The sequence below is a fragment of the Acetobacter sp. KSO5 genome, from assembly GCF_044094635.1.
Classification (GTDB): Bacteria; Pseudomonadota; Alphaproteobacteria; order Acetobacterales; family Acetobacteraceae; genus Acetobacter; species Acetobacter cerevisiae.
In genome coordinates this window covers 619508-638580 of sequence record NZ_CP172014.1, presented here as the reverse complement: position 1 = coordinate 638580, position 19073 = coordinate 619508, and the positions used below count along the sequence as shown (strand labels likewise).

Below are 19073 nucleotides of genomic sequence, written 5' to 3'. Positions count from 1 at the left end.
CATGAACGACGAACAGAAAAAAAAGCTGCTGGAGCGTCTTAAAAAACTGATGGCGCTCAGCCGTAGCGCAAATGAGCATGAAGCCGCATCCGCATTGGAAAAAGCGCAGGCTTTGATGCGTGAGTTTTCCATTACGGAAGATGATCTGGATCTGGCAGACTACGGCACAACCGAAAGCCCGGCCGTGTTTATCAAGCCCCGCCAGCGCCTGCCTATTTACGCAGGGATGCTCTGCAGCGTGATTGAATCCGCATTCGGTGCGTCAGCTGTCTGGGATACCGATGGCCGGGAAGCAAAGGTGATCTGGATCGGCCCGCAGTCTAAAACAGAAATTGCCGCATACAGCTTCACCGTGCTGGCTCGCCTGCTGCAGAAAAAGCGGAGCGAATACAAATTCGTTGCCCTCATGCGTGAAAGCAGCCCTGGGAAACGGGAAGCGCGGGCAGATACCTACTGTGAAGGCTGGGTGATGGGCGTACGCAGCAATATCATGCCGTATCAGCCGTCAGAAAAGGAAAAGCGCTTGTCAGACCTTTTCACGCGCCAGAAATTTCCATCACTGGGGAAAGCAGACATGCGCGGCGCAGGCCTCAGCGCTGGCGAGTCATCCGACGCCTATTCAGACGGGATCAGCGAAGGCCGAAAAACCCGCTTGCAGGCAGGCATGAAAGGCGAGAAACGTAGCCAGATCAAAGAAACCCGCTATCTGGGGTTTGGAGCATGACCAGTAAACCCACAGCCGTAGTCGTTCGGTTGCCGCTGAGTGATAACGAAAAAATGGCACTAACTTCTGGCGTAAAAATGGGAGGCAGTATTGAGCAAGGACTTCTCGCCATCGGCACGCCTGTTGCGGGTGGGGAGCTCAAAATCTGGGGGAACGTAAGCCGCGAAAATGCAAAGGATCTTGGTCCTGAACAGGCTGTTTTGATGTTTGGGGGCGCCGATACGGGGCCGGACGATATCAATCTCGTGGATGCAGAAGCCGCCCTTGCCGCTGCGCAGGCGGAGATTGCGTGGTTGCGGGATCATCTGGAAACAGTGCGGTCATACCTCAAAGAAGCGCCGTCTGTAATGGCAAGATGTGGTGCGCTGGACGTGATTGAAGAAGCTCTGAAAGGCCCGGCAGCATGACCCTTACACAAGAAGTCATTGAGGCTGGTGCTCTTGCTATGGCCAATTTCGATGCCTCACAGGTTGACTGCCCCACTTTAAAAAGTGTGGACGAGTTCAGGTTTGACAAAGAACGCGATGAATACCTCAGAAGATCAAAAGTGGTTCTTGCAGCTGCGATTGCAGCATCGAAGCGGCAGGGGGTAGCATGAGCGAGGAACTTAAGGCGTGCCCTAATTGCGGGAGCAGAAATGTTCATGTCACAGGGGAGCACTGGTTTTTTTGCGTGTGCGATGATTGTGATCAATCATCTCCTCTTGAAAAAACCTTTCCTGAAGCCATCGCCGCATGGAACACCCGCGCAGGAGAGAAGGTATGAGTTTTTCATTAGGGCTTGTTACTGGGGTTTTAATTTATTGGGCTTTCATGAAGGCGTTTAAAGCAAAACAACCCATAATTCCACCGCCCCAAGAAGAAAGAACCCCGTTCATATTATATTCCTCAAGCATAAGCAAAGCATATGGGGTTCTTGAATTTCTCTGGAGAGCAAAAGGAACATCGTTAATGTATGATGTAAGGATACCAGAATACATAATCGAGCAAAATGCAGACGGATACAAAAATACGATTGATGCCCTTGTAGCCCTACAAAGACATCGCAGCGTAAAGGTTGTTGAATCATGACCCCCACCAACTGGCCCAACCCCGAGCGGCCCGGCTATCCGATGTTTCCGGAGCGGGATGGGTTGCACTTCCTGAGTAAAGAAGAAATTCCCGTCGCAGCTTTTTGGATGAAAAATATCAGTGCTTGGGGGATTGAGGGAGAAGACGGTTTTCTGTCGCCCGAGAATGCTAAAGATGAAGGTTTTTCGTATAAATCTACTGCCCTCACCCCCACCCAGCTAACCGAGCTTCTGGCGGGGGAGCGGGAGCGGTGTGTAGAGGCCCTGCAAGATGTTGCAGAAGAATACCGGAAGAACGCAGAAGAAGTCGGAACTGTGATGGCCACAAACAGTGCCGAAGAGAAGATTGAAGCTGTAGATGATTGCTGGGTGAAAATCCGCAACCTAGGAGACGCGCCATGAGGACGAGAGAAGAGCAGATTTCTCATTTGTCGTGCGCCATTTTTAACGAAAGACCCGGCAATATTGACGATTGCATGTCTCTAGCTCGGGAATACATCCTCGAAGCCGAGCGCCGTGCAGAACAGCGCGTCCGGGCGGAGATTGGGCGCGATAGTGAGCGTCTGGATTGGTTGGAGCAGCAACCGTTCACCATGCTCCAGTTGTTCGATCAAGGATGGACGGTTGCCACTGGTCAGATCGCGCGCGCTTTGTGCTGCAACACAGCAAGAGCGGCCATCGACGCAGCACAGGAGAACGCCAATGACTGACCCGAGGATCGAGGCGGCTGCGAAAGCAATCCGTGAGGCTATGACGAAACATGGCCCCTCACCCGACGCCGAAATGTTGGCGCGGGCAGCTATTGAAGCCAGTGATGCTGTGACCGCAGGAAATCCCATTAATTATTATGGCCGGTATGAAATCACCCTTCCTCTCACCATCGGGCAATCCATGCGCTTCCTTGATGGCATCGAAGAAACTGAGGATGTGGTCGAGTGCTGCATAAGACTCAGCGACAATATGCGAAAAGAGGCAAAGCTTATCGAGAGGCTGCCGGAACCCGAAGATAGCGAGGGTTACTGACCATGAACACAATAGCCCCCAACCACTATAAAACCGAAAGCGGCCTACAGGTCTGGGACGTGACACGGTACATGTCCGGAAACATGGCGCAGGCGTTCCAGTATGTTTACCGGGCCGGGCGCAAGGGCGACGAGGCCGAGGATCTGCGCAAGGCTGTGGCGTTTTTGGAGGATTGGGTTGCGCACCCGGATGTGCCGCGTGCCGTGCTGCCTGAAGGGATTGAGCCGACGGACGGGCCGAGCGTTGGCGGCTCCATAATCATCGACTTGCCCCCGTCCGATTGTTGGAAAGTGCAGATGCTGATCCGCATCATCAGTGCTGACAGCTATGAGGGAGAGGCCTTAAGTGGAGAGCCATTCTGTGGCCGGACCTTGGTGAAGAAGGACGTTATACCTGTCCTGAAAAAGCGTATCTCTGAGTTGGGAGGGGTTGATGGCAGTAACTGATGCCGAAATCCGCATGTGGGCCATGGACCGCGCGCTGGACTCATTCAACAGAAAGAACTGGGCTGATGCTTTCTTGAGAGCCGGTGTTCTTTGTGTTTGGGCAAAGGACGGTGCCAAGCCCCCTCTGCTTGATAACGGCGATATTGATCTGGAGAAATTTTTAGAAAATTTAAGGAATAAGGGAGGGTTTGATGGGTGAGACGCTTGCGCCCGTCCAGAAGCGCACGATGAACGTCAAGGAGGCTGCCGAGTATATCGGCGTCTCCCCGACAAACTTCCGGATGAATATCGCCCCCTCCATAACACCAGTCAGAGTGTCTCCGGGTCGTATCGTCTATCTCCTGCAGGATCTGGACGCCTACCTCGACCGCCTATCTGGGAAGGCATTACAGGCATCCGGCCCGACCGGGTGGGAACAATTTACGTGACAGTTATCAGGCTGAAATACGTCCATCGCTTCAAGGATAGGTATGGGCGTGTTCGGCACTACCTTAGAAAGCCCGGATGCAAGCGCGCTCCGTTACCTGACCCGGCAGACAAAAATTTCTATCGCGAGTATGAGCGCCTGCTGAACGGGCTGCCACCAGAAGCCGCCAAGAGCCAGCCTATCAGGTCAGCAATCCCAGGCAGTCTGGCAGATCTTATCTGCCACTGGCGGACCACCCATGCCTACAAGTCGAAAGAGCCCAGCACGCAGGCAGTTTACAACCGGCTGATAAAGCGCATTGAGCAGGCTGATTACTCGCGAGCAGCTGCGGCGACCATGGCGCCGGCCAACGTGCGCTACATCATGCGCCAGTTTTCAGACAGTCCGACCACGGCCAACCGCATTCTGACGATCCTCAATTCCCTGATGGATGCTGCTATCGACCTGGGGTGGCGGGACAACAACCCGTGCTTTGGGATCAAGCGTATTCGCGTGGAGTCTGAGGGCATCCATTCGTGGACTGATGCTGAAATCAAAGCCTACGAGGCGCGCTGGCCGTCCGGGTCAAAGCAGAGGCTAGCCTTTGCCCTGCTTCTCTATACGGGACAGAGGCGCAGCGACATCGTGAAGATGGGGCCGTCAGATTATAAGGAAATCTCAGGGCAGCGGATGATTTCCGTCACCCAGCAAAAGACGAATGTGAAGCTCCTGATCCCCATTCATGGCAGCCTGCAAAGGGAGCTGGACGCATGGATATTTGAAGGACAGCCTACATTCCTGTTGGCTGAGCGCGGCAAGCCCTACTCAGCAAATGGGTTCTATAATTCATTCAGCGATTGGTGCCGGGAAGCCGGCCTACCGACCGGATGCAGCCCGCATGGCTTGCGTAAGGCCGCCGGGCGCAAGCTGGCTGAGGCCGGGTGCACGCCACACCAGATCGCCGCGATTCTCGGGCACAAGACTTTGACTGAGGTTGAGCGCTATACGCGGGCCGCAGATCAGTCCCTACTCGCCATTGAGGCCATGAAAAAGATGACCTGATGCGCCTGTTTGGGTTTGCCAAAATGGGCGTAAGTCATTGATTCGAGAAAGCGCAAATTGTGAGTTTGCCAATCACAACCCATTGATAAATATAAATTTATGGAGTTCTCTCGGGTCCACCACTTCCTTAAAATTACCAATTACAACAAGACGTTGAGATGCGATTTTTGTGCATCTGACGGGCTGTTTTGGACCTGCTTTGGCAGTGAAGAGACTGCGGTCGCCTGCTCCCTTCTGTGCGGTGGTCTTCCTGGCGTCCGCTTCCCGCGCTGGCCGCAGCTGGGCGTTGCGCATTTGTGGATGCTGTTTTTGCGAAAAGGTATTGCGAATGGTTCTCATTCGTGCTTTTTAGGGTATCTCTCATCAGAGATAGGGGCTTTCTGAATGGTCATCTGCTCTTGCAACAGCCTGACTCACAAAGACGTCGAATCAGCCGTGGCGCATGGCGCTACCCGCCCCAGTGAAATTTACGCCTCCAAACGCTGCAAGGCGCAGTGCGGGAATTGCGTGCCCGGCGTGGTGTGCATGCTGAAGGAAGTGCGGATGCGTCAGCGTCAGGCTGCCGAAACTGTTGCCCATGCAGCCTGCCTGCCAGTCGCAGTCCAGTCCGAAGCGCTGAGTGCCTGATCGGAGTGCTCTGGGCTTATCAGGCCTGTCTGCTTTGGCTTTCCGCCTTGTAGGCACGTTGCTGCGGCATGACATCGCCGCGCTCAAAAACGCTCTGATAACTGCCTGACAGCGTGAACGGGTGCTTTGGCCGCTCCGTTGTATTGGGCATTCGTCGCGCCTCTTCCCTCCTCCCTACCAAATCACATGCATGGCCTCAGGCTGTGGGCTGTGGGCTGTGGGCTGTGGGCTGTGGGCTGTGGGCTGTGGCGCAAGGATGTTAAGGGTGTCTGCGTAAAGAGCATGGCTGGCTCCATATGGCTTGCAACGGAACTTTTGCCTTCCCACGTCATTTGTAACAACAGAACGCTGCATCTGTAGCGCCTGAGCAAACAAGGACGAGATTCATGCCGAAAACAGCTCCGACTGCGAAAGAAGCTCATATCCGCGAATATCTTGGCACACCGACCGACCTGAAGGCCGATGCTGTTAAAGAAGTTGCGGCAGGTCTGGCCGATACGCTGGCCGACGTGTTTGCGCTGTACGTCAAAACGAAGAATTTCCACTGGCATATGAGCGGTCGCCACTTCCGCGATTACCATCTGCTGCTGGACGAACAGAGCGCGCAGATTTTTGCCATGACCGACCCGATGGCCGAACGTGCCCGCAAGATTGGTGGCACGACGCTGCATTCCATTGGTGAAATTTCCCGCCGCACGCAGGTGCTGGACAACGATGCGCTGTATGTGACGCCGGAAGATATGCTGGCCGAACTGCGCGACGACAATCTGGCGCTGACGACCCGGATGCGCAAAGTGCATGCCGTGTGTGATGACGCCAACGATGTGGCGACTGCCAGCCTGCTGGAAAACTGGATTGATGAGACGGAACGGCGCACGTGGTTCCTGTTTGAAGCCACCCGCCCGGCGTTTGGTAAAAACGACTAAATGATACTCCGGCGTCTTTTTAGTTCTCCAAAAAGACGCCGGATTCGCCTAAAAAATTCCAAAAATTGCATTTCAAAAAAAGATTTTTATGAGAAAAATTTCTCATAAATAAGATTTTATCTCCATAAACCTGCATTCTTCTTATATAGAAAACAGAACCCCTTAAAATAATCTTTTTCTGGGCATCACTTTTTTGAAAATTTCATTCAGAAAAAGTATTTATTCTTTTATTTTATCTGTATTTCATTGAATATAGTTTATGGGCAGATATACTTTCAAAAAAGACTTAGATCGCATCTGATGGAAATGTCGCTTTCAATAACTGGAAAGCGCCCTTTTCTTTTGTTCCGTCTGCACACAGGCTGCTGCAACGGTAAGGCGAGAGACCGTTGCTACACTGATTCCGAAATCTTTTGCTACGGATTTCAACGATTCTCCCTTTGATCGCCGCCGGATCACATCCTGCTTTTCCTGCTCGCTTATTTTGGAAGGGCGGCCCATACGCTTGCCTTGCTCAATGGCTCTGGCACGACCTTCCGCTGTACGCGTTCGGATCAGGTCACGCTCGACATCCGCAAGACCAGCTAAAACGGCCAGCATAAGCCGGCCCGTGCTGGTATTCGTATCGGCCCATGGCTCTGCCAAAGAATAAAAATGGGCTCCTTTTTTAGTAATGTCATGAACAATTGCGAAAAGGTCAAAAGTACTTCTTGCAAGCCGGTCAATTCTTGCAACGATCACAGTATCCTCTTTTTTGAGACTCCTGACCATTTTGCGAAGCTGATCACGCTGCGCATTCGCACCACTAACTTTTTCACAGAAAATCTTTTCGCATCCGTAATTTTTTAGGGTTTTTAATTGCGTATCAAGGGTTTGTCCGATCGTACTCACCCGTGCGTATCCAATTTTTCTACGAATGTCACATACCCTCATAAACTCACAGCGTCACATAAAAGAGACTGTTGTTTTTTAAAATCCTGATTTATGCAAACGCGCTTTCACACGCCTGAAACGTTAAAAAGTCGTTAAAATTATTACCCCAATAAACATTGTTAGATCAATAGAAACGTTAATTTACGGTAAAATTGTTAATTAGAAGAAATTTGCATAAATCAGGATATATAAAAAATTGAGTGATACATCTGAAACAGCAGTCGATTTCCAGACTATTGAAAACAATGCCTCATCTGCTGGCGGCGATAACTCCCAATACAAAAGCGGTGAAACGAGTTACCATCAGCATGATATGTCCTGGCGCTGGACAGGCGGTACAACCGGGGACTGGAGTGATCCGGCAAACTGGACGCTCTCCAGCAGCACCAATAATACCGTCGATACCTCGAGCATGGGCGGCACAGCCATTCCGCAATTGCAGCAGAATGCTGACGTCAATATCGGGCCAGGCACCTCGACGTCCCCGATCACAGTTGTCGACAATGCGGCCATTTACAATCAGTTTCGCAGCCTGAGTATCTGGCAGGACAGCACCCTGAAAATTACAGCGCAGGGTTCTGGTGGTACTAAAGGGACTGTGTTTGCCGTCGCCGGTTTTGAGAATAACGGCACCATCATTGTTGATACGCCTTCTCGCGTAGAATTTGGTGGCGTTACAGAGAACCGTGATACTGGCGTTTTCACCATCATGAACAATCATGGAAACGTCGTTTTCGATGATAGCAATCTGAATGGTTCTGGCACTATCAATCTGATTAATGCGTCTCTGGGGTCTGCTGGTGAGCCTGTTTCTACCGGTGGCAATACTCTTAACCTGCAGCAGAACAGTAGCGTATTCCTGAATTCCGGTGTGTCGGGCACTATCAACGTAGACCCGGCCACCGTTAATACGATTTATATTCAGGACAATAACGTATTCCATACCGGCTCTGGCAGCACAAATAACGAGACGGCCACTATTAACGGTGTTTCACAAAACACCCATTTTGGCATTGCCGGCCTTGAGACAGCCCCGACCTCAGCTGCCTATACGGAAAACTCTGATGGGAGCTACACCCTCCAGATCACCATGGCTGATGGCAGCGATCTGACTTATAAAAACCTTCATATGGCAGACGGCTACACACCGCCTGCAACGCTTTCCATCGTGCAGGACAGCAGCTCCGGCTGGGATGTTGAAGATACGTCCTCCGCTGCACCAACCGGCGGGTATACGGACAACGACCTGCACCAGCAAATGGCGGCAGTCTCCACAAGTTCAACCGATGCCGGTGGGGATACGTCCCAGTACAGCAACACTGCCACAAGTTTCCACCAGCACGACATGTCCTGGCGCTGGACAGGTAGCACAGGCGGTGACTGGAATGATCCGGCAAACTGGACGCTCTATGACAGCACCAATAATGTCGTCGATACCTCCAACATGGGCGGCACAGCTATCCCGCAACTGGAGCAGAATGCTGACGTCAATATTGGCGATAGCAGCGGCAACTCGACGACGCCGATCACTGTTGTTGACAATGTTGCTGATTACAACCAGATCCGCAGCCTGAGTGTCTGGCAGAACGCAACTTTAAAAATTACCGCCCAGGCGGGCAACAATTACGTTGGCAATGTGTTTGCCACCGCTGGGTTTGAAAATAACGGTAATATTATTATTGATACCCCCTCTGATGTTGAACTGGGTGGTGTTGCGATGAATCGTGCAAGCGGCACGATTACCATCATGAACAACCAGGGGAACGTGACGCTTGATAACGGCGAACTGGACAATGGTGGCACACTGAACCTGATCAATGCCTCACTGGGAACCGTCGACAAGCCTGTCTGGGTACAGGGTGGCACGGTCAACATGACCGGCAATAGCACAGTGTTTGCTCAGCCCGGGATCAGCTACAGCAGCGCAACCACTGTTAATGTTGATCCTTCTACGATCAATACCGTCTATATTGACGACAGTGGGGATAAGACGACCGCACAGAACGTGGTTGTAAACGGTGTTTCTGCTGATACGCGTTTTGGCATTGCAGACCTGACCGCGGCCCCTGTTTCTGCGACGTATACACCCAACGCAGATAACTCTTCTTACACCCTGACCATTGGGCTCGCGAACGGGCAAAAAGTCACCTATGGCACCATTGTGCCGGCTGATGGTTACACGCCCACCTCTACCCAGATTGTGCAGGACGCCTCCAACAACGGATGGCTGATTGAAAATGCTGACACGGAGACCTGCTTCCTTCCTGGCAGCATGATCCGGACGACCAGCGGGGAAATGCCGGTTGAAAATGTTACGCTGGGCACCCAGCTTGTTACGTTTGACTGGAAGAACGGTCGTGAAGTTATCCGCCCTGTTGTTTGGGCTGGCAAGGCACACAGCAGAGTGCGTACCGAGTTGCCGCATGATGAAGCCGGCTATCCTGTCCGTGTTCTGAAAAATGCTATTGCTGACGGCGTTCCTTACAAAGATATGCTGATTACGCCTGAACATTGCCTGTTCTTTGATGGGCACTTTGTGCCTGTGCGGATGCTGGTTAATGGTAAATCAATTTTCTACGACACCAGCATTACTTCCTATGACTATTATCATGTGGAAACGGCAGAACATTCGGTGATCACGGCCGACGGGATGCTGACCGAAAGCTATCTGGATACCGGCAACCGTTCTACCTTCCGCCAGGATGGTAAGGTCGCAGCATTTCGCGCTACAGGCGCACGGAGCTGGGACGCTGATGCCGCCGCACCGCTGTGCGTTGCCAGAAACTTTGTGGAATCCCTGTTCCGCACTCTGGAAGCGCGGGAAAATAAAGTCGAAAATTGTCAGACGCCAGCAGCAAGTGTGGCGATGACGCATGATGCAGATTTGCATCTGGTTATGGCAAATGGCGCTGTTATTCGCCCCGTCCGGCGCGATGGACAGGATTACAGCTTCATGATCCCGGCTGGCGTTGAGGCTGTCCGGATTGTCTCACGCGCAAGCCGCCCCAGTGATGTGATTGGCCCGTTTGTGGATGATCGCCGGTATCTGGGCGTTGCTGTGAGTTCTGTCCGCTTCCTGAGCAGCAAAATGCAGAACCAGATTACCACGTATCTGAATGATGCGGGCCTGGACGGCTGGCATGCAGCGAACGGCCAGAGCGAAACGATCTGGACAAACGGCAATGCCCTGCTTCCGCTGTCTGAACAGACAGACGGCAGAATGGGTCTGCTGATCATCACCGCTCTGCCGGCTGAAAACTATGGTGTTGATGCTGAGCAGACGGCCGCTGTGAAAAAGCTCACCGCCTGATCTTTCTGCATAATCGAATGAAAGGCACCATTCTTTGCGGAATGGTGCCTTTTTTCTTTGTGCTTCCTGGACTGGCCTTACAGGTCAAACCGGGCGTTGAGATAGACACTTCGGGGGGCACCGACGAAGAAGTAGTCGGAGGCCAGAACGCCCCAGTAGTGGGTGTTGGCGACGTTATCCAGTTCGGCCCTGAAAGTTACACGGTGTTTGCCGATATGTGTGCGGTAGCTGGCCCGCAGGTTGAGCAGGGTGTAACCGGGGATGTGATAGACGTTCATGGCGTCCCCCCACATTCTGCCGGTGTAATGTACCTCGGCTGAGGCAGACAGGCCCGGCACGGCCTGAATGTTGTTTGTGAGCGTAAACATGTTCTGGAATGTGGGAATGGCTTCTGCCGTGTTGCCCTGAATGGAGGGATCGGTCTTTTTGTATTTTGAGGCCTCGATCCCCAGACTATCCGTCACCACAAAGCCGAGTGGCAGGTCCACGTGGCCGTTCAGTTCAAACCCCTGATAAACCTGCGTGCCGCTTGAGACATAGTAATTATCGGCATTGGCATATTGCGCGCCGCGCGTGATGCGATAGAGCGCGCCGGTCAGATCCCACGTGCGGCGGGTGATTTTGGCCCCGACTTCCACCTGATCGGACCGGATGGGTGGAAGCGTCTGGCGGGCGTTTTTATAGGTATCGCCAACCGTCCCGCCATTTTCCAGAGCCTGAACATAGCTGGCATAGACTGTCATGTTCCGAACAGGATGGTAGAGCAGCGCCACCGTGGGGGTGACGGGATTGACCTTGTAAGTCGTTCGGACATCCGCAGCGCTATAGCTGTTCTGCTGGAAATTGGTGTAGCGCACCCCGGCCAGCAGAGACCATTGGGGCGTGAACGTGACTGTATCACTCAGGAACAGGCCGACCTGATCTGACCGGTAGTTCCGATAAACGGGAGACTCGTTATTGACGTTCCATGGGCGGGGGATAATCGGCGCGTACATGTTCTGGGAGCCGATATTCACATACTCGCTGTTGGTGGGGAGATATTTGGTCAGCCCCTGCCATGTGGCCCCGAGTGTCACGTCATGTTTGACAAAGCCGGTGTGAAAACTGCCCTCCAGAATACCCTGCGCCTGATTATAGTCGGACCAGCTGCGCGGGTCTGTAGACAGGTAGGAATCATAATCCCCTGCCCTGTTATTGAGCGACATCCATTCGCTCTGATAGGAGCGCCAGTCCTGACTGTGGCTGTAATCCACACGGAATTTCCAGTTGTTGCTGATGTCCCACTTCAGGCCGGTTGTCAGAAACAGCACATGCGACGTGAACATGGAACCCGGATAGGCGTTCAGGTTCTTATTGCCGCTGATGGGGTCAGGCAGTTTGTTTGAGGGGTAGGTTGTGGGGTCGATAAAGAAATCCTGCACCAGCCCGCGTATTTTTCTGTCCTGATAAATGGCATCGGCGGTCCAGAGCAGGTTTTTGGCAATGCGGGCATCCACGCCCAGAGAGCCGGAATATCGCTCCACATGGGAGCCGTTATAGGTCTCGCCTTTTTCATGCGTCAGGTTCAGGCGGTATCCGAACACCTTGTTGAACAGGCGGCCGCCGGTATCAATATGCTCACTGGCAATCGCGCCTGAACTATACCCGGCATCGACCTCGAACGTGCGATGTTCCGTGGGCTTTTTGGTCTGGTAGTTGATGATGCCGCCCGGCGCGTTGAAGCCATACATATAGCCGGATGCGCCTTTAAGAAGCTGGACGTTTTCAAAACTTTCCAGCGGCAGCTCAACCGTTGTCATATAGAAGGGCGAGCCGTTGATCTTGTAGCCGTTATAATCATCCAGCGGCACGCCGCGCACCGTCACGCTGTAAGCGTTGAAGGAATAGGTATCCCCATTGGTGACGACAGACGCATCCTGAGACAGCAGGCGGGACAGGGATTTCACCTGTCGTTCCTGTATTTCCGCACTGGTGATGGTGCGAATGGAAAAGGGCGTATCCAGCGGCCTCTTGCTGCCCAGTGCTCCGCCAGAGAAGGCCGGGGTTGCGGTGCCATGCACATCCAGATCTTCCCGCCTGGCAATTTGCGGTTTTCCGGGTGCGGTTGGAGCCGTTTGCACCGGAGCGGACGGGGATTTACCCGGCTGCGTCTGAGCAGAGTGGGGCTTATGGGCCTGCTGGGTGACCGATTGCTGGTGGGGCGTGGCTGAGGTCTTTTTCTTTGCAGCAGTGCGGATTTCTGCGGGCGTTTTGGCGGCCGTTTCCTGCGCGTGCGCCATGACCATGCCCATGCCCATCCCGCAAGACGATACAGCAGTTCCAATTAAAACGAAACGTCTTGGTGATATCATTATAGCACGACCATGTTTAGTGTATTGAAGGTCTGAGATATCGGGAACAATTCACACCGTCAATCCGCATATAACGATTCGTATCTTTATTTTTGTGTTATCTATTTAATACGATTTATATCGTGATATTAAGTCACAGAACGAGCCTCGGCACATCACCCGCAGAACTGGCGGCGGCACTGGCGCTTACGGGGCAGAGCGGTCTCCCCTGCCCCCGGGCTGTGGTGTCTGTGCGCTGGGTCTGTCCGCCGCAGCGGAATGAATTCAGGGCGTGTTTTTGCCTGTGGTGTCGGCGGCTTTTTCTTTTTTGTAGCGTTCGTAATATTCGTCCGCCATGCGGCGAAGCGCGGCACCAATGGCGGCGTATTGGTATTCGTTCAGGTTGGCGAGGGAAGCACGCGCTGAGGGGCGACGCACGGCAAAGCCATCACCCGGCAGCAGGACCACGCCGGTTTCATCCGCAATGCGGAACAGGATGGTCTGGTAGTCCACGCGCGTGATCAGCCAGCGGGCAAAGCGGGTGCCGTAAAGGTGGGTGGCGACGTTGGCGAGGTCGATCAGCGTGTAATAGTGCGTGCAGCCGGGGTCATTGGGGGCTGGCACACCGAGGTCTCGGTAGAGGGCGATTTCCCTCCGGTGCAGCAGATTTTTCAGGGCCGTTTTATAGGCTTCCCGCCCGTCCATGAGGGCGAAGAGCGCAAACAGCACCATCTGCACCTGTTGCGGGGTGGAGAGGCCTGCGGTGTGGTTGAGCGCCACGGTGCGGCTGTCGGCTACCAGACGGTCAATAAATTTCAGGCCGCGCACATCCGGCGTGAGAGAGGCGTAGCGTTTGTCCAGCGCCTCCTTTTCCTCTTCCGGCAGGGCTGCGAGGGCCCGGTCCAGCACGTTTTGCGTATGTGTTGCCACAACGCCCAGTCGCCAGCCGGTGGAGCCGAAATATTTTGAAAAGGAATAGACCAGAACGGTATTTTGCGGACAGACGCTGTAGAGCGAACGGAAATTGTCTGCAAACGTGCCATAGACATCATCCGTGACGATGATGAGGTCCGGGCGTTTGGTTTTGACGATTTCGGCAATACGGGCCAGCCCCGCATCATTCATCTTCACCGAAGGCGGGTTGCTGGGATTGACCACCAGAAACACCTTGATGGCAGGGTCCAGCAGTTTGTCCAGCTCGCTATCCGGGTATTGCCAGCCGGCTTCCGGCGCGGCGTAGATTGGGACTTCATCCAGCTGATAGTCCCGCAGTTCCGGGATTTCCACATACGGGGTGAAGACGGGCATGCCGATGGCGGCTTTATCACCGGGGCGGATCAGCCCGTTTTCCCGCAGGGAGGCGAAGATATAGCTGATGGCCGCTGTGCCGCCTTCCAGCGCGAACAGGTCCGTTGTGGCATCGGGCATGGTGCCGCCCGCCATTTCCCGCAGCAGGTAATGGCGCACGACCTGCTCCGAGTAGCGCAGCATGCGCGGGGGTGTGGGATAGTCACAGCCCAGAATGCCGGCTGTCATTTCCTGCAGGAAGCCCTCGGCGGAGAGGCCGAGCTGGTCCCGCACGTAGGACAGCGCGCGGCGGAGAAAAGCGACGCCGGGTTCGGCTTTATGGTCAGCGACAAAGGCGTTGAAGCGCGCCTCTATGCCGTCTTTCCGGGGGAAGCCGCCTACGCCTTCCGCCATATAGGAAAAGGAGAGTTCCGATTCCGCCGTAGCAAACAGGCCAAGCTGGAAAAACCCCTGCCGGGGGAGTGTGGCCAGAAAGTTTGGGTTGCCGCGCCCGGCATCCAGCATGGCGCGCTGGGCGCGTCCGGACGCCAGTTTGATGAGCTGGTCCTTCAGCTCAAACGGACTGAGGGTGTTGAATTTCTCGTAGTCGGGAGGCGTAGGCATGGCCGGTTCCTGAAGCAGGGGCTGCGCAAAGAAGGGGCCAAACATGCACAAAAAAAGTGCCGGCTGCTACCTTTATAGTCAGATAAGGGGTGTGAGAGGTCTGCGGGTCTCAGCGTTGTGATGAACGGCTTTCAGCGTTTGGGGGCAACGCGGGCCTTTTTCAGACTCTGGGTGATCCACCCATAGCCGCTGACCAATACCAGTCCGGCCACAACCAGAACTGCGCCGGTGACAAAGCCCGGTTCCACGGGCTCATGCAGCAACACGGCCCCCAGCACCACGCCGAACAGGGGTGTCATGAAAGACAGCACGCCAATGCGGGAGGCCTGATAATGGCGCAGGAGCCAGAACCACAGCAGGAACGCGATGAAGGAGAGGACGACCACCTGATAGCCCAGACTGAGCAGCAGGATGGGCGTGACAGTAAAAGCCGTCTGATGGAACAATATCGCCATAGGAAGCAGCAGCACGCAGGCCCCTACAAGCTGATAGAGCAGCGTTTGTTTGGCGGGCAGACGTGCCAGAGAGGACATGCGGATAACAACCGTCGTGACACCCCAGCTTGCCCCGGCCAGCAGAGCCAGCGCATCCCCCAGCAAGGGAAGGCCCGCGCCCTGCCCTGCCCCGGCGGAATGACCGAGAAAGGCGGTGCCGATGCCGCCAAACGCCAGCAGGATACCCGCCCACTGGAGCGGGGCCATGCGTTCTGACGTTTCCATAAAATGCAGGATGAGAGCTGTGAAAATGGGGGCTGTATACAGGAATACAACCGAGCGTGAGGCGGAGGTGTAACGCAGCGCCTGCCCTAGAAACAGATATTCCAGAAAGAACAGCACGCCCACGGCCAGACCGGGCTTCCATGTCTGGGCCAGTTGCACCAGACGTTCCCGCCGGAAGAGCATGAGGACCACCACCAGCACCGCCGCGAGACCGGAGCGCAGCGCGATTTGCAGGATGGGGGCCATGTCCTGCGCCGAGGCTTTGAGCGCGACCTGTTGCAGCCCGAAACAGAAACACAGGCCGACCATCAGGCTGGTGGCTTTTGCATCCAGCGGCTTGCGCGTGTTCATGCTTGTTTGTCCCTTTCTGCCCGCAATATGGCGCACCCTATGCAGCATGTACGGACGGGGCGAAAGAGAAGATTTATCCTGCGCGAAACAAAGGGTCTGCGGTGTGTTGGGCTAGTGCGCGGGGGACTTTTTCCAGTCCGGGTAAAAGGCGCAAAATCTGTCCATCAGACTGTTCAGATCCTCCTGCGCAATGGGAGCAACCTGTTCATAGAGGAACGCTGTGGTCCCCTGACTGAGGCGATAGGACGCGCCGATTTTCCGGTAGGCGTGGCCAATGCCGGTGCCGCTGAGAATGTCTGCGGCTGGGAGCGTAATCACCCGTTGTTCAGACGGGGCCAGATGCGTCTGCACGGGTGTGGTGACGACAAGATATCTGGCCCGCAGCAGACTGGGGTCAAAATGGTCGCGCAAATCAAGCTGCGAGATGCTGATCAGATGGAGTTTCTGGTCACCCAGCGTGTTCAGCATGCTCTCATTCAGCACGGCGCTGGAGCTGAGAACGGCAATCCCTCCGTGAGGCTGATAGTCCCGCACAAGATCCGCTGTGAGTTTTTGATAAGCGGGGTAGTTTTCAATCTGGAGGGGGTTTGTCTGCTCAGGCAGCAGGGCGTTCAGAACAGGCACGCGATACGGCGCCTGTGTAAACAGGGCGCAATACGTCGCCAGCCCGGAAAGCCCGAGTAGCGTGGTCCCATAGACTGTCTGGAGAGAGGAGCAGTGCAGCCTGCGTCCTGCGGCCAGTATGCCGTAGAGCGCGATGATCAGGCTCCAGAACGCAAAGGGAATAACGTGCTGGATGCCGGGGCTTTGGGTGCGGCAGAACAGGAAAAATGAGGTGAAAAGATTAAAGGCGGAAAACAGGACACAGAGTCTGACGCGCCGGTCTTTTTCCTGACGCAGGCTGACCAGCCCGAAGACAAAAAAGGGCAGGATCAACGCGCCGGGTGCCTTGAGCGTTGTGACCACAGACGCGCTGAACGGCTTTTGGTAGCCATGATAGATGGTGGCGTAATCTGTCTGGAGAATTTTTCTCAAAAGGCCGAACTGGAACAGCAGAACCAGAGCAACTGCCGAGAGACCGGCAAGAGCAAAATGAGCCAGCAGGGTTTTGAGACGCTGCCTGTCACAGGTTTTCTGAAACAGGGCGTAATTCAGAACCGGCAGAGAAAGAAACAGAGAAACGATGGTGTAGGCATACCACCGCCGGAACAGAAAGGCGCCCCAGAGCAGAGCGCCCAGCCAGAGGGCCTTTCTGGCAGACTGTTTTTCAGAAAAATCGGTTTTTAACGTGAGAAGGATGGCCAGTTCTATGAAGGCAAGGCCGCCAATATCCACAAACCCGCGCAGTGTCGGTGCGATAAAAGCTACGGACGTAAGCGGAATCAGGCAGAGAAGACGTGTTTCCTGTCTGGTCGTGTGAGGGAAAATTGCCTTGAGAAGAGTGTTGAACAGAATAAGGGCTGGAAAAAAATAGAACAGGAGAATGGAGAGGATATAAAACTGCCTGTGGAAGCCGGTAAGGTTGACAAACAAAGACGGGATTATGGCCGCCAGATAATTGTAATCCGCCTTCCAGATAGACGAAAAAATCTTGAAAATCGGTTTTACGGGGCTTTGCGCAGCCAGCTCGTTGAGACGAACGGCACGGTCATAATAGGTGACGTAATCCCAGTAATAGACGTTCTGTTCACGGTGGATGTAGAGCAGAGCAATGAGTGAAAAAAATACCGCACATACCCCGTACCATGCGAGGGGAAACCGCCTGAAAAACTGCATTCTGTCTGAACCATGCTGAAATAGATCAGGTCAGCACGGGGAGGTCTGCCTGAGATAATGCCCCGCTTTTAGGCACTTCCTCAGGGAAAAAACAGGGGGGCGAAAGCTCCCGCTGTTTTTAGAGCATGTCTTTTTCTTTTAACGGAGCAGACAGGCGGGTGGCGACAGCCAGCAGAACGGCGGTGATGGGGGAGGCAAAAATGAAGCCCCACATACCCAGAAAGGCCCCGAAAATAGTTTGCGAGAGAATGGTGAGTGCGGGCGGCATGCTGACGGCACGTTTCTGGATAAAGGGAGACATGACGTAGCCTTCAAACGCCTGAATGACACCATACAGGCCCAGCACCATCAGGGCTTCCTGCGTGCTGACGGACAGGCCAATGAGCAACGCCGGAATAGCCCCCACAAAGGCCCCCAGATACGGGATGAAGTTGGCTGTCCCCGCGATGAGGCCGAGGGGCAGCGCCAGCGGCATGCCAATGGCCCACAGGCCGAGCCATGTCAGCACGCCCACCACCGTCATATCCAGCATCTGCCCCGCCACCCAGGCGGAGAGGGTATGCGCAATGGTTTGCAGCAGGGAGCGGACCAGCGGGCGATGTCGTTCGGGCGTCAGCCGCAGGATGCCATTGGCATAGAGCCGGGGAGAAAGCGCGAAATAGATCCCGGCAATGACAATGACCACCATCGTGCCGACGGAGCCGAAGGTGGACGTCAGCACATTGGTCATGGAACCCGCAAAATCCAGCCCCGGTGCGCGGCTGCCGCCCCCGGTCTGGTTGCCGCCGAGCGATTGCGGGACGTGATCCAGAATGAGATGGCCGAACTGGCCGCTATTCAGCCGGTCATGCAGCGTACTGATCTGGGACACCAGAGCCGTGCGCAGGTGGCCGGCCTGCACCGTGAGTTCCGGCCCGAACACACGCACCAGCGCCGTGGCCGCCGCAGCCAGAGCCAGCACCATCAGCATGACGGACAGCCATTCCGGCAGGCGCAGCAAGTGCGTAATCCAGCGGGCCGCACCATGCAGCACCACGGCCACCAGTGCGGAGGCGCAGACAACCATCAGCACCGGGCCGCCGGTGCCGATAATCAGCCCCAGAACACCCAGCACGACGACAACCATCACCAGCCGGTAGAACCGGCCCAGTGTGTGCTCCAGCGCCTGCACGGCGGCGAGGGCTGTCGCTGGTTGCGTGGCGGTCGATTGAGGTGGGTGCGGGTCGTGGGAAACGGAGGGGGCGCTTGCCGTGTCCGGGGTTTTTGTGGGGGGCGGCACCATGACGTTCTGCTTCTCCTGCTGCCCCGCCCTGTTGCCGGGTGGTAGGCAGACTTGCGTGATCTTGCGCCGTTTTACCCGCAGGCACCAGCGGCCAAAGTTTCACACATGCGAGAAGGGGTGAGGACAGGCTTTATCAGCATGGCAGATCCGGGCATGGTGGCAGACGGACTGGCTTTCA

The 19073-nt window shown here is 54.9% G+C and carries 23 protein-coding genes; 15 read left to right on the top strand and 8 right to left on the bottom strand.

The features are described from left to right. The first annotated feature begins 1 nt into the window (after position 1). The 12 genes from ACHQGU_RS02870 to ACHQGU_RS02815 all read left to right on the top strand — a co-directional run bounded on the left by ACHQGU_RS02870 (position 2) and on the right by ACHQGU_RS02815 (position 4730). Positions 2-724 (top strand): DUF2786 domain-containing protein, encoded by a 723-nt coding sequence (locus ACHQGU_RS02870; RefSeq protein WP_395495799.1) that lies wholly within the window; start codon positions 2-4, stop codon positions 722-724. Further along, complete coding sequence (locus tag ACHQGU_RS02865) at positions 721-1131, top strand: hypothetical protein (protein WP_395495798.1); 411 nt, start codon at positions 721-723, stop codon at positions 1129-1131. Before ACHQGU_RS02870 ends, ACHQGU_RS02865 begins: the two co-directional genes overlap by 4 nt. Further along, a complete protein-coding gene (locus ACHQGU_RS02860; RefSeq protein WP_395495797.1) occupies positions 1128-1322 on the top strand; it encodes a hypothetical protein in 195 nt (64 codons plus the stop codon). Before ACHQGU_RS02865 ends, ACHQGU_RS02860 begins: the two co-directional genes overlap by 4 nt. Next, on the top strand, positions 1319-1489 hold the full coding sequence (locus ACHQGU_RS02855) for a Lar family restriction alleviation protein (RefSeq protein ID WP_395495796.1): 171 nt from the start codon (positions 1319-1321) through the stop codon (positions 1487-1489). The genes ACHQGU_RS02860 and ACHQGU_RS02855 overlap by 4 nt, the downstream gene beginning before the upstream one ends. Continuing rightward, on the top strand, positions 1486-1794 hold the full coding sequence (locus tag ACHQGU_RS02850) for a hypothetical protein (protein WP_395495795.1): 309 nt from the start codon (positions 1486-1488) through the stop codon (positions 1792-1794). Before ACHQGU_RS02855 ends, ACHQGU_RS02850 begins: the two co-directional genes overlap by 4 nt. Beyond that, entirely contained in the window at positions 1791-2195 is a 405-nt protein-coding gene (locus ACHQGU_RS02845) for a hypothetical protein (RefSeq protein ID WP_395495794.1), read from the top strand. Before ACHQGU_RS02850 ends, ACHQGU_RS02845 begins: the two co-directional genes overlap by 4 nt. A gap of 74 nt (positions 2196-2269) precedes the next feature. After that, positions 2270-2503, top strand: a complete 234-nt coding sequence (locus tag ACHQGU_RS02840; protein WP_395495793.1) for a hypothetical protein — start codon at positions 2270-2272, stop codon at positions 2501-2503. Continuing rightward, the gene (locus ACHQGU_RS02835) at positions 2496-2816 is read left to right on the top strand and encodes a hypothetical protein (RefSeq protein ID WP_395495792.1); all 321 of its coding nucleotides are present in this window, start codon (positions 2496-2498) and stop codon (positions 2814-2816) included. The genes ACHQGU_RS02840 and ACHQGU_RS02835 overlap by 8 nt, the downstream gene beginning before the upstream one ends. Positions 2817-2818: 2 nt before the next feature. Then, positions 2819-3262: a DUF3310 domain-containing protein gene (locus tag ACHQGU_RS02830; protein ID WP_395495791.1), complete on the top strand. Its 444-nt coding sequence runs from the start codon at positions 2819-2821 to the stop codon at positions 3260-3262. Next, positions 3249-3461: a hypothetical protein gene (locus ACHQGU_RS02825; protein ID WP_395495790.1), complete on the top strand. Its 213-nt coding sequence runs from the start codon at positions 3249-3251 to the stop codon at positions 3459-3461. The genes ACHQGU_RS02830 and ACHQGU_RS02825 overlap by 14 nt, the downstream gene beginning before the upstream one ends. Then, on the top strand, positions 3454-3690 hold the full coding sequence (locus ACHQGU_RS02820) for a hypothetical protein (protein ID WP_395495789.1): 237 nt from the start codon (positions 3454-3456) through the stop codon (positions 3688-3690). Before ACHQGU_RS02825 ends, ACHQGU_RS02820 begins: the two co-directional genes overlap by 8 nt. Further along, complete coding sequence (locus tag ACHQGU_RS02815; protein WP_395495788.1) at positions 3687-4730, top strand: tyrosine-type recombinase/integrase; 1044 nt, start codon at positions 3687-3689, stop codon at positions 4728-4730. Before ACHQGU_RS02820 ends, ACHQGU_RS02815 begins: the two co-directional genes overlap by 4 nt. A gap of 72 nt (positions 4731-4802) precedes the next feature. Here the strand turns inward: ACHQGU_RS02815 and ACHQGU_RS02810 are convergent, their stop codons facing one another. After that, positions 4803-5069, bottom strand: a complete 267-nt coding sequence (locus tag ACHQGU_RS02810; RefSeq protein ID WP_395495787.1) for a hypothetical protein — start codon at positions 5067-5069, stop codon at positions 4803-4805. A gap of 45 nt (positions 5070-5114) precedes the next feature. Here ACHQGU_RS02810 and ACHQGU_RS02805 point away from each other — a divergent pair, with 45 nt between their 5' ends. Beyond that, positions 5115-5357: a bacterioferritin-associated ferredoxin gene (locus ACHQGU_RS02805; RefSeq protein ID WP_215755319.1), complete on the top strand. Its 243-nt coding sequence runs from the start codon at positions 5115-5117 to the stop codon at positions 5355-5357. 19 nt (positions 5358-5376) lie between these two features. Here ACHQGU_RS02805 and ACHQGU_RS02800 read toward each other — a convergent pair whose 3' ends face one another. Continuing rightward, positions 5377-5508 (bottom strand): hypothetical protein, encoded by a 132-nt coding sequence (locus ACHQGU_RS02800; RefSeq protein WP_395495786.1) that lies wholly within the window; start codon positions 5506-5508, stop codon positions 5377-5379. A 235-nt stretch (positions 5509-5743) separates the two neighbouring features. Here ACHQGU_RS02800 and ACHQGU_RS02795 point away from each other — a divergent pair, with 235 nt between their 5' ends. Continuing rightward, the gene (locus tag ACHQGU_RS02795; protein WP_062142458.1) at positions 5744-6283 is read left to right on the top strand and encodes a Dps family protein; all 540 of its coding nucleotides are present in this window, start codon (positions 5744-5746) and stop codon (positions 6281-6283) included. A 315-nt stretch (positions 6284-6598) separates the two neighbouring features. Here the strand turns inward: ACHQGU_RS02795 and ACHQGU_RS02790 are convergent, their stop codons facing one another. After that, positions 6599-7216: a recombinase family protein gene (locus tag ACHQGU_RS02790; protein ID WP_395495785.1), complete on the bottom strand. Its 618-nt coding sequence runs from the start codon at positions 7214-7216 to the stop codon at positions 6599-6601. 313 nt (positions 7217-7529) lie between these two features. Here ACHQGU_RS02790 and ACHQGU_RS02785 point away from each other — a divergent pair, with 313 nt between their 5' ends. After that, positions 7530-10526, top strand: coding sequence for a Hint domain-containing protein (locus tag ACHQGU_RS02785; protein WP_408874601.1), 2997 nt, complete (start codon positions 7530-7532; stop codon positions 10524-10526). A gap of 77 nt (positions 10527-10603) precedes the next feature. Here the strand turns inward: ACHQGU_RS02785 and ACHQGU_RS02780 are convergent, their stop codons facing one another. The 5 genes from ACHQGU_RS02780 to ACHQGU_RS02760 form a co-directional block, all read right to left on the bottom strand. Then, a complete protein-coding gene (locus ACHQGU_RS02780) occupies positions 10604-12811 on the bottom strand; it encodes a TonB-dependent receptor (RefSeq protein WP_395495783.1) in 2208 nt (735 codons plus the stop codon). A 330-nt stretch (positions 12812-13141) separates the two neighbouring features. Further along, positions 13142-14767, bottom strand: coding sequence for a bifunctional aspartate transaminase/aspartate 4-decarboxylase (locus ACHQGU_RS02775; RefSeq protein WP_062273998.1), 1626 nt, complete (start codon positions 14765-14767; stop codon positions 13142-13144). Positions 14768-14898: 131 nt separating this feature from the next. After that, positions 14899-15837, bottom strand: a complete 939-nt coding sequence (locus ACHQGU_RS02770) for a DMT family transporter (RefSeq protein ID WP_395495782.1) — start codon at positions 15835-15837, stop codon at positions 14899-14901. Between the two features lie 111 nt (positions 15838-15948). Further along, positions 15949-17613, bottom strand: coding sequence for a hypothetical protein (locus ACHQGU_RS02765; protein ID WP_395495781.1), 1665 nt, complete (start codon positions 17611-17613; stop codon positions 15949-15951). Positions 17614-17731: 118 nt separating this feature from the next. After that, a complete protein-coding gene (locus tag ACHQGU_RS02760; protein WP_215755367.1) occupies positions 17732-18895 on the bottom strand; it encodes an AI-2E family transporter in 1164 nt (387 codons plus the stop codon). Between the last annotated feature and the right edge of the window lie 178 nt (positions 18896-19073).

Excerpts from the sequence above, each read along its gene's own strand:
- ACHQGU_RS02825 (WP_395495790.1), top strand. The coding sequence starts at position 3,249 with ATGGCAGTAACTGATGCCGAAATCCGCATGTGGGCCATGGACCGCGCG.
- ACHQGU_RS02840 (WP_395495793.1), top strand. The coding sequence starts at position 2,270 with ATGTCTCTAGCTCGGGAATACATCCTCGAAGCCGAGCGCCGTGCAGAA.
- ACHQGU_RS02775 (WP_062273998.1), bottom strand. The coding sequence starts at position 14,767 with ATGCCTACGCCTCCCGACTACGAGAAATTCAACACCCTCAGTCCGTTT.
- ACHQGU_RS02835 (WP_395495792.1), top strand. The coding sequence starts at position 2,496 with ATGACTGACCCGAGGATCGAGGCGGCTGCGAAAGCAATCCGTGAGGCT.
- ACHQGU_RS02795 (WP_062142458.1), top strand. The coding sequence starts at position 5,744 with ATGCCGAAAACAGCTCCGACTGCGAAAGAAGCTCATATCCGCGAATAT.
- ACHQGU_RS02790 (WP_395495785.1), bottom strand. The coding sequence starts at position 7,216 with ATGAGGGTATGTGACATTCGTAGAAAAATTGGATACGCACGGGTGAGT.
- ACHQGU_RS02810 (WP_395495787.1), bottom strand. The coding sequence starts at position 5,069 with ATGAGAACCATTCGCAATACCTTTTCGCAAAAACAGCATCCACAAATG.
- ACHQGU_RS02800 (WP_395495786.1), bottom strand. The coding sequence starts at position 5,508 with ATGCCCAATACAACGGAGCGGCCAAAGCACCCGTTCACGCTGTCAGGC.
- ACHQGU_RS02870 (WP_395495799.1), top strand. The coding sequence starts at position 2 with ATGAACGACGAACAGAAAAAAAAGCTGCTGGAGCGTCTTAAAAAACTG.
- ACHQGU_RS02805 (WP_215755319.1), top strand. The coding sequence starts at position 5,115 with ATGGTCATCTGCTCTTGCAACAGCCTGACTCACAAAGACGTCGAATCA.
- ACHQGU_RS02850 (WP_395495795.1), top strand. The coding sequence starts at position 1,486 with ATGAGTTTTTCATTAGGGCTTGTTACTGGGGTTTTAATTTATTGGGCT.
- ACHQGU_RS02820 (WP_395495789.1), top strand. The coding sequence starts at position 3,454 with ATGGGTGAGACGCTTGCGCCCGTCCAGAAGCGCACGATGAACGTCAAG.
- ACHQGU_RS02780 (WP_395495783.1), bottom strand. The coding sequence starts at position 12,811 with ATGGTCATGGCGCACGCGCAGGAAACGGCCGCCAAAACGCCCGCAGAA.
- ACHQGU_RS02760 (WP_215755367.1), bottom strand. The coding sequence starts at position 18,895 with ATGGTGCCGCCCCCCACAAAAACCCCGGACACGGCAAGCGCCCCCTCC.
- ACHQGU_RS02845 (WP_395495794.1), top strand. The coding sequence starts at position 1,791 with ATGACCCCCACCAACTGGCCCAACCCCGAGCGGCCCGGCTATCCGATG.
- ACHQGU_RS02860 (WP_395495797.1), top strand. The coding sequence starts at position 1,128 with ATGACCCTTACACAAGAAGTCATTGAGGCTGGTGCTCTTGCTATGGCC.
- ACHQGU_RS02865 (WP_395495798.1), top strand. The coding sequence starts at position 721 with ATGACCAGTAAACCCACAGCCGTAGTCGTTCGGTTGCCGCTGAGTGAT.
- ACHQGU_RS02770 (WP_395495782.1), bottom strand. The coding sequence starts at position 15,837 with ATGAACACGCGCAAGCCGCTGGATGCAAAAGCCACCAGCCTGATGGTC.
- ACHQGU_RS02830 (WP_395495791.1), top strand. The coding sequence starts at position 2,819 with ATGAACACAATAGCCCCCAACCACTATAAAACCGAAAGCGGCCTACAG.
- ACHQGU_RS02785 (WP_408874601.1), top strand. The coding sequence starts at position 7,530 with ATGTCCTGGCGCTGGACAGGCGGTACAACCGGGGACTGGAGTGATCCG.
- ACHQGU_RS02765 (WP_395495781.1), bottom strand. The coding sequence starts at position 17,613 with ATGCAGTTTTTCAGGCGGTTTCCCCTCGCATGGTACGGGGTATGTGCG.
- ACHQGU_RS02855 (WP_395495796.1), top strand. The coding sequence starts at position 1,319 with ATGAGCGAGGAACTTAAGGCGTGCCCTAATTGCGGGAGCAGAAATGTT.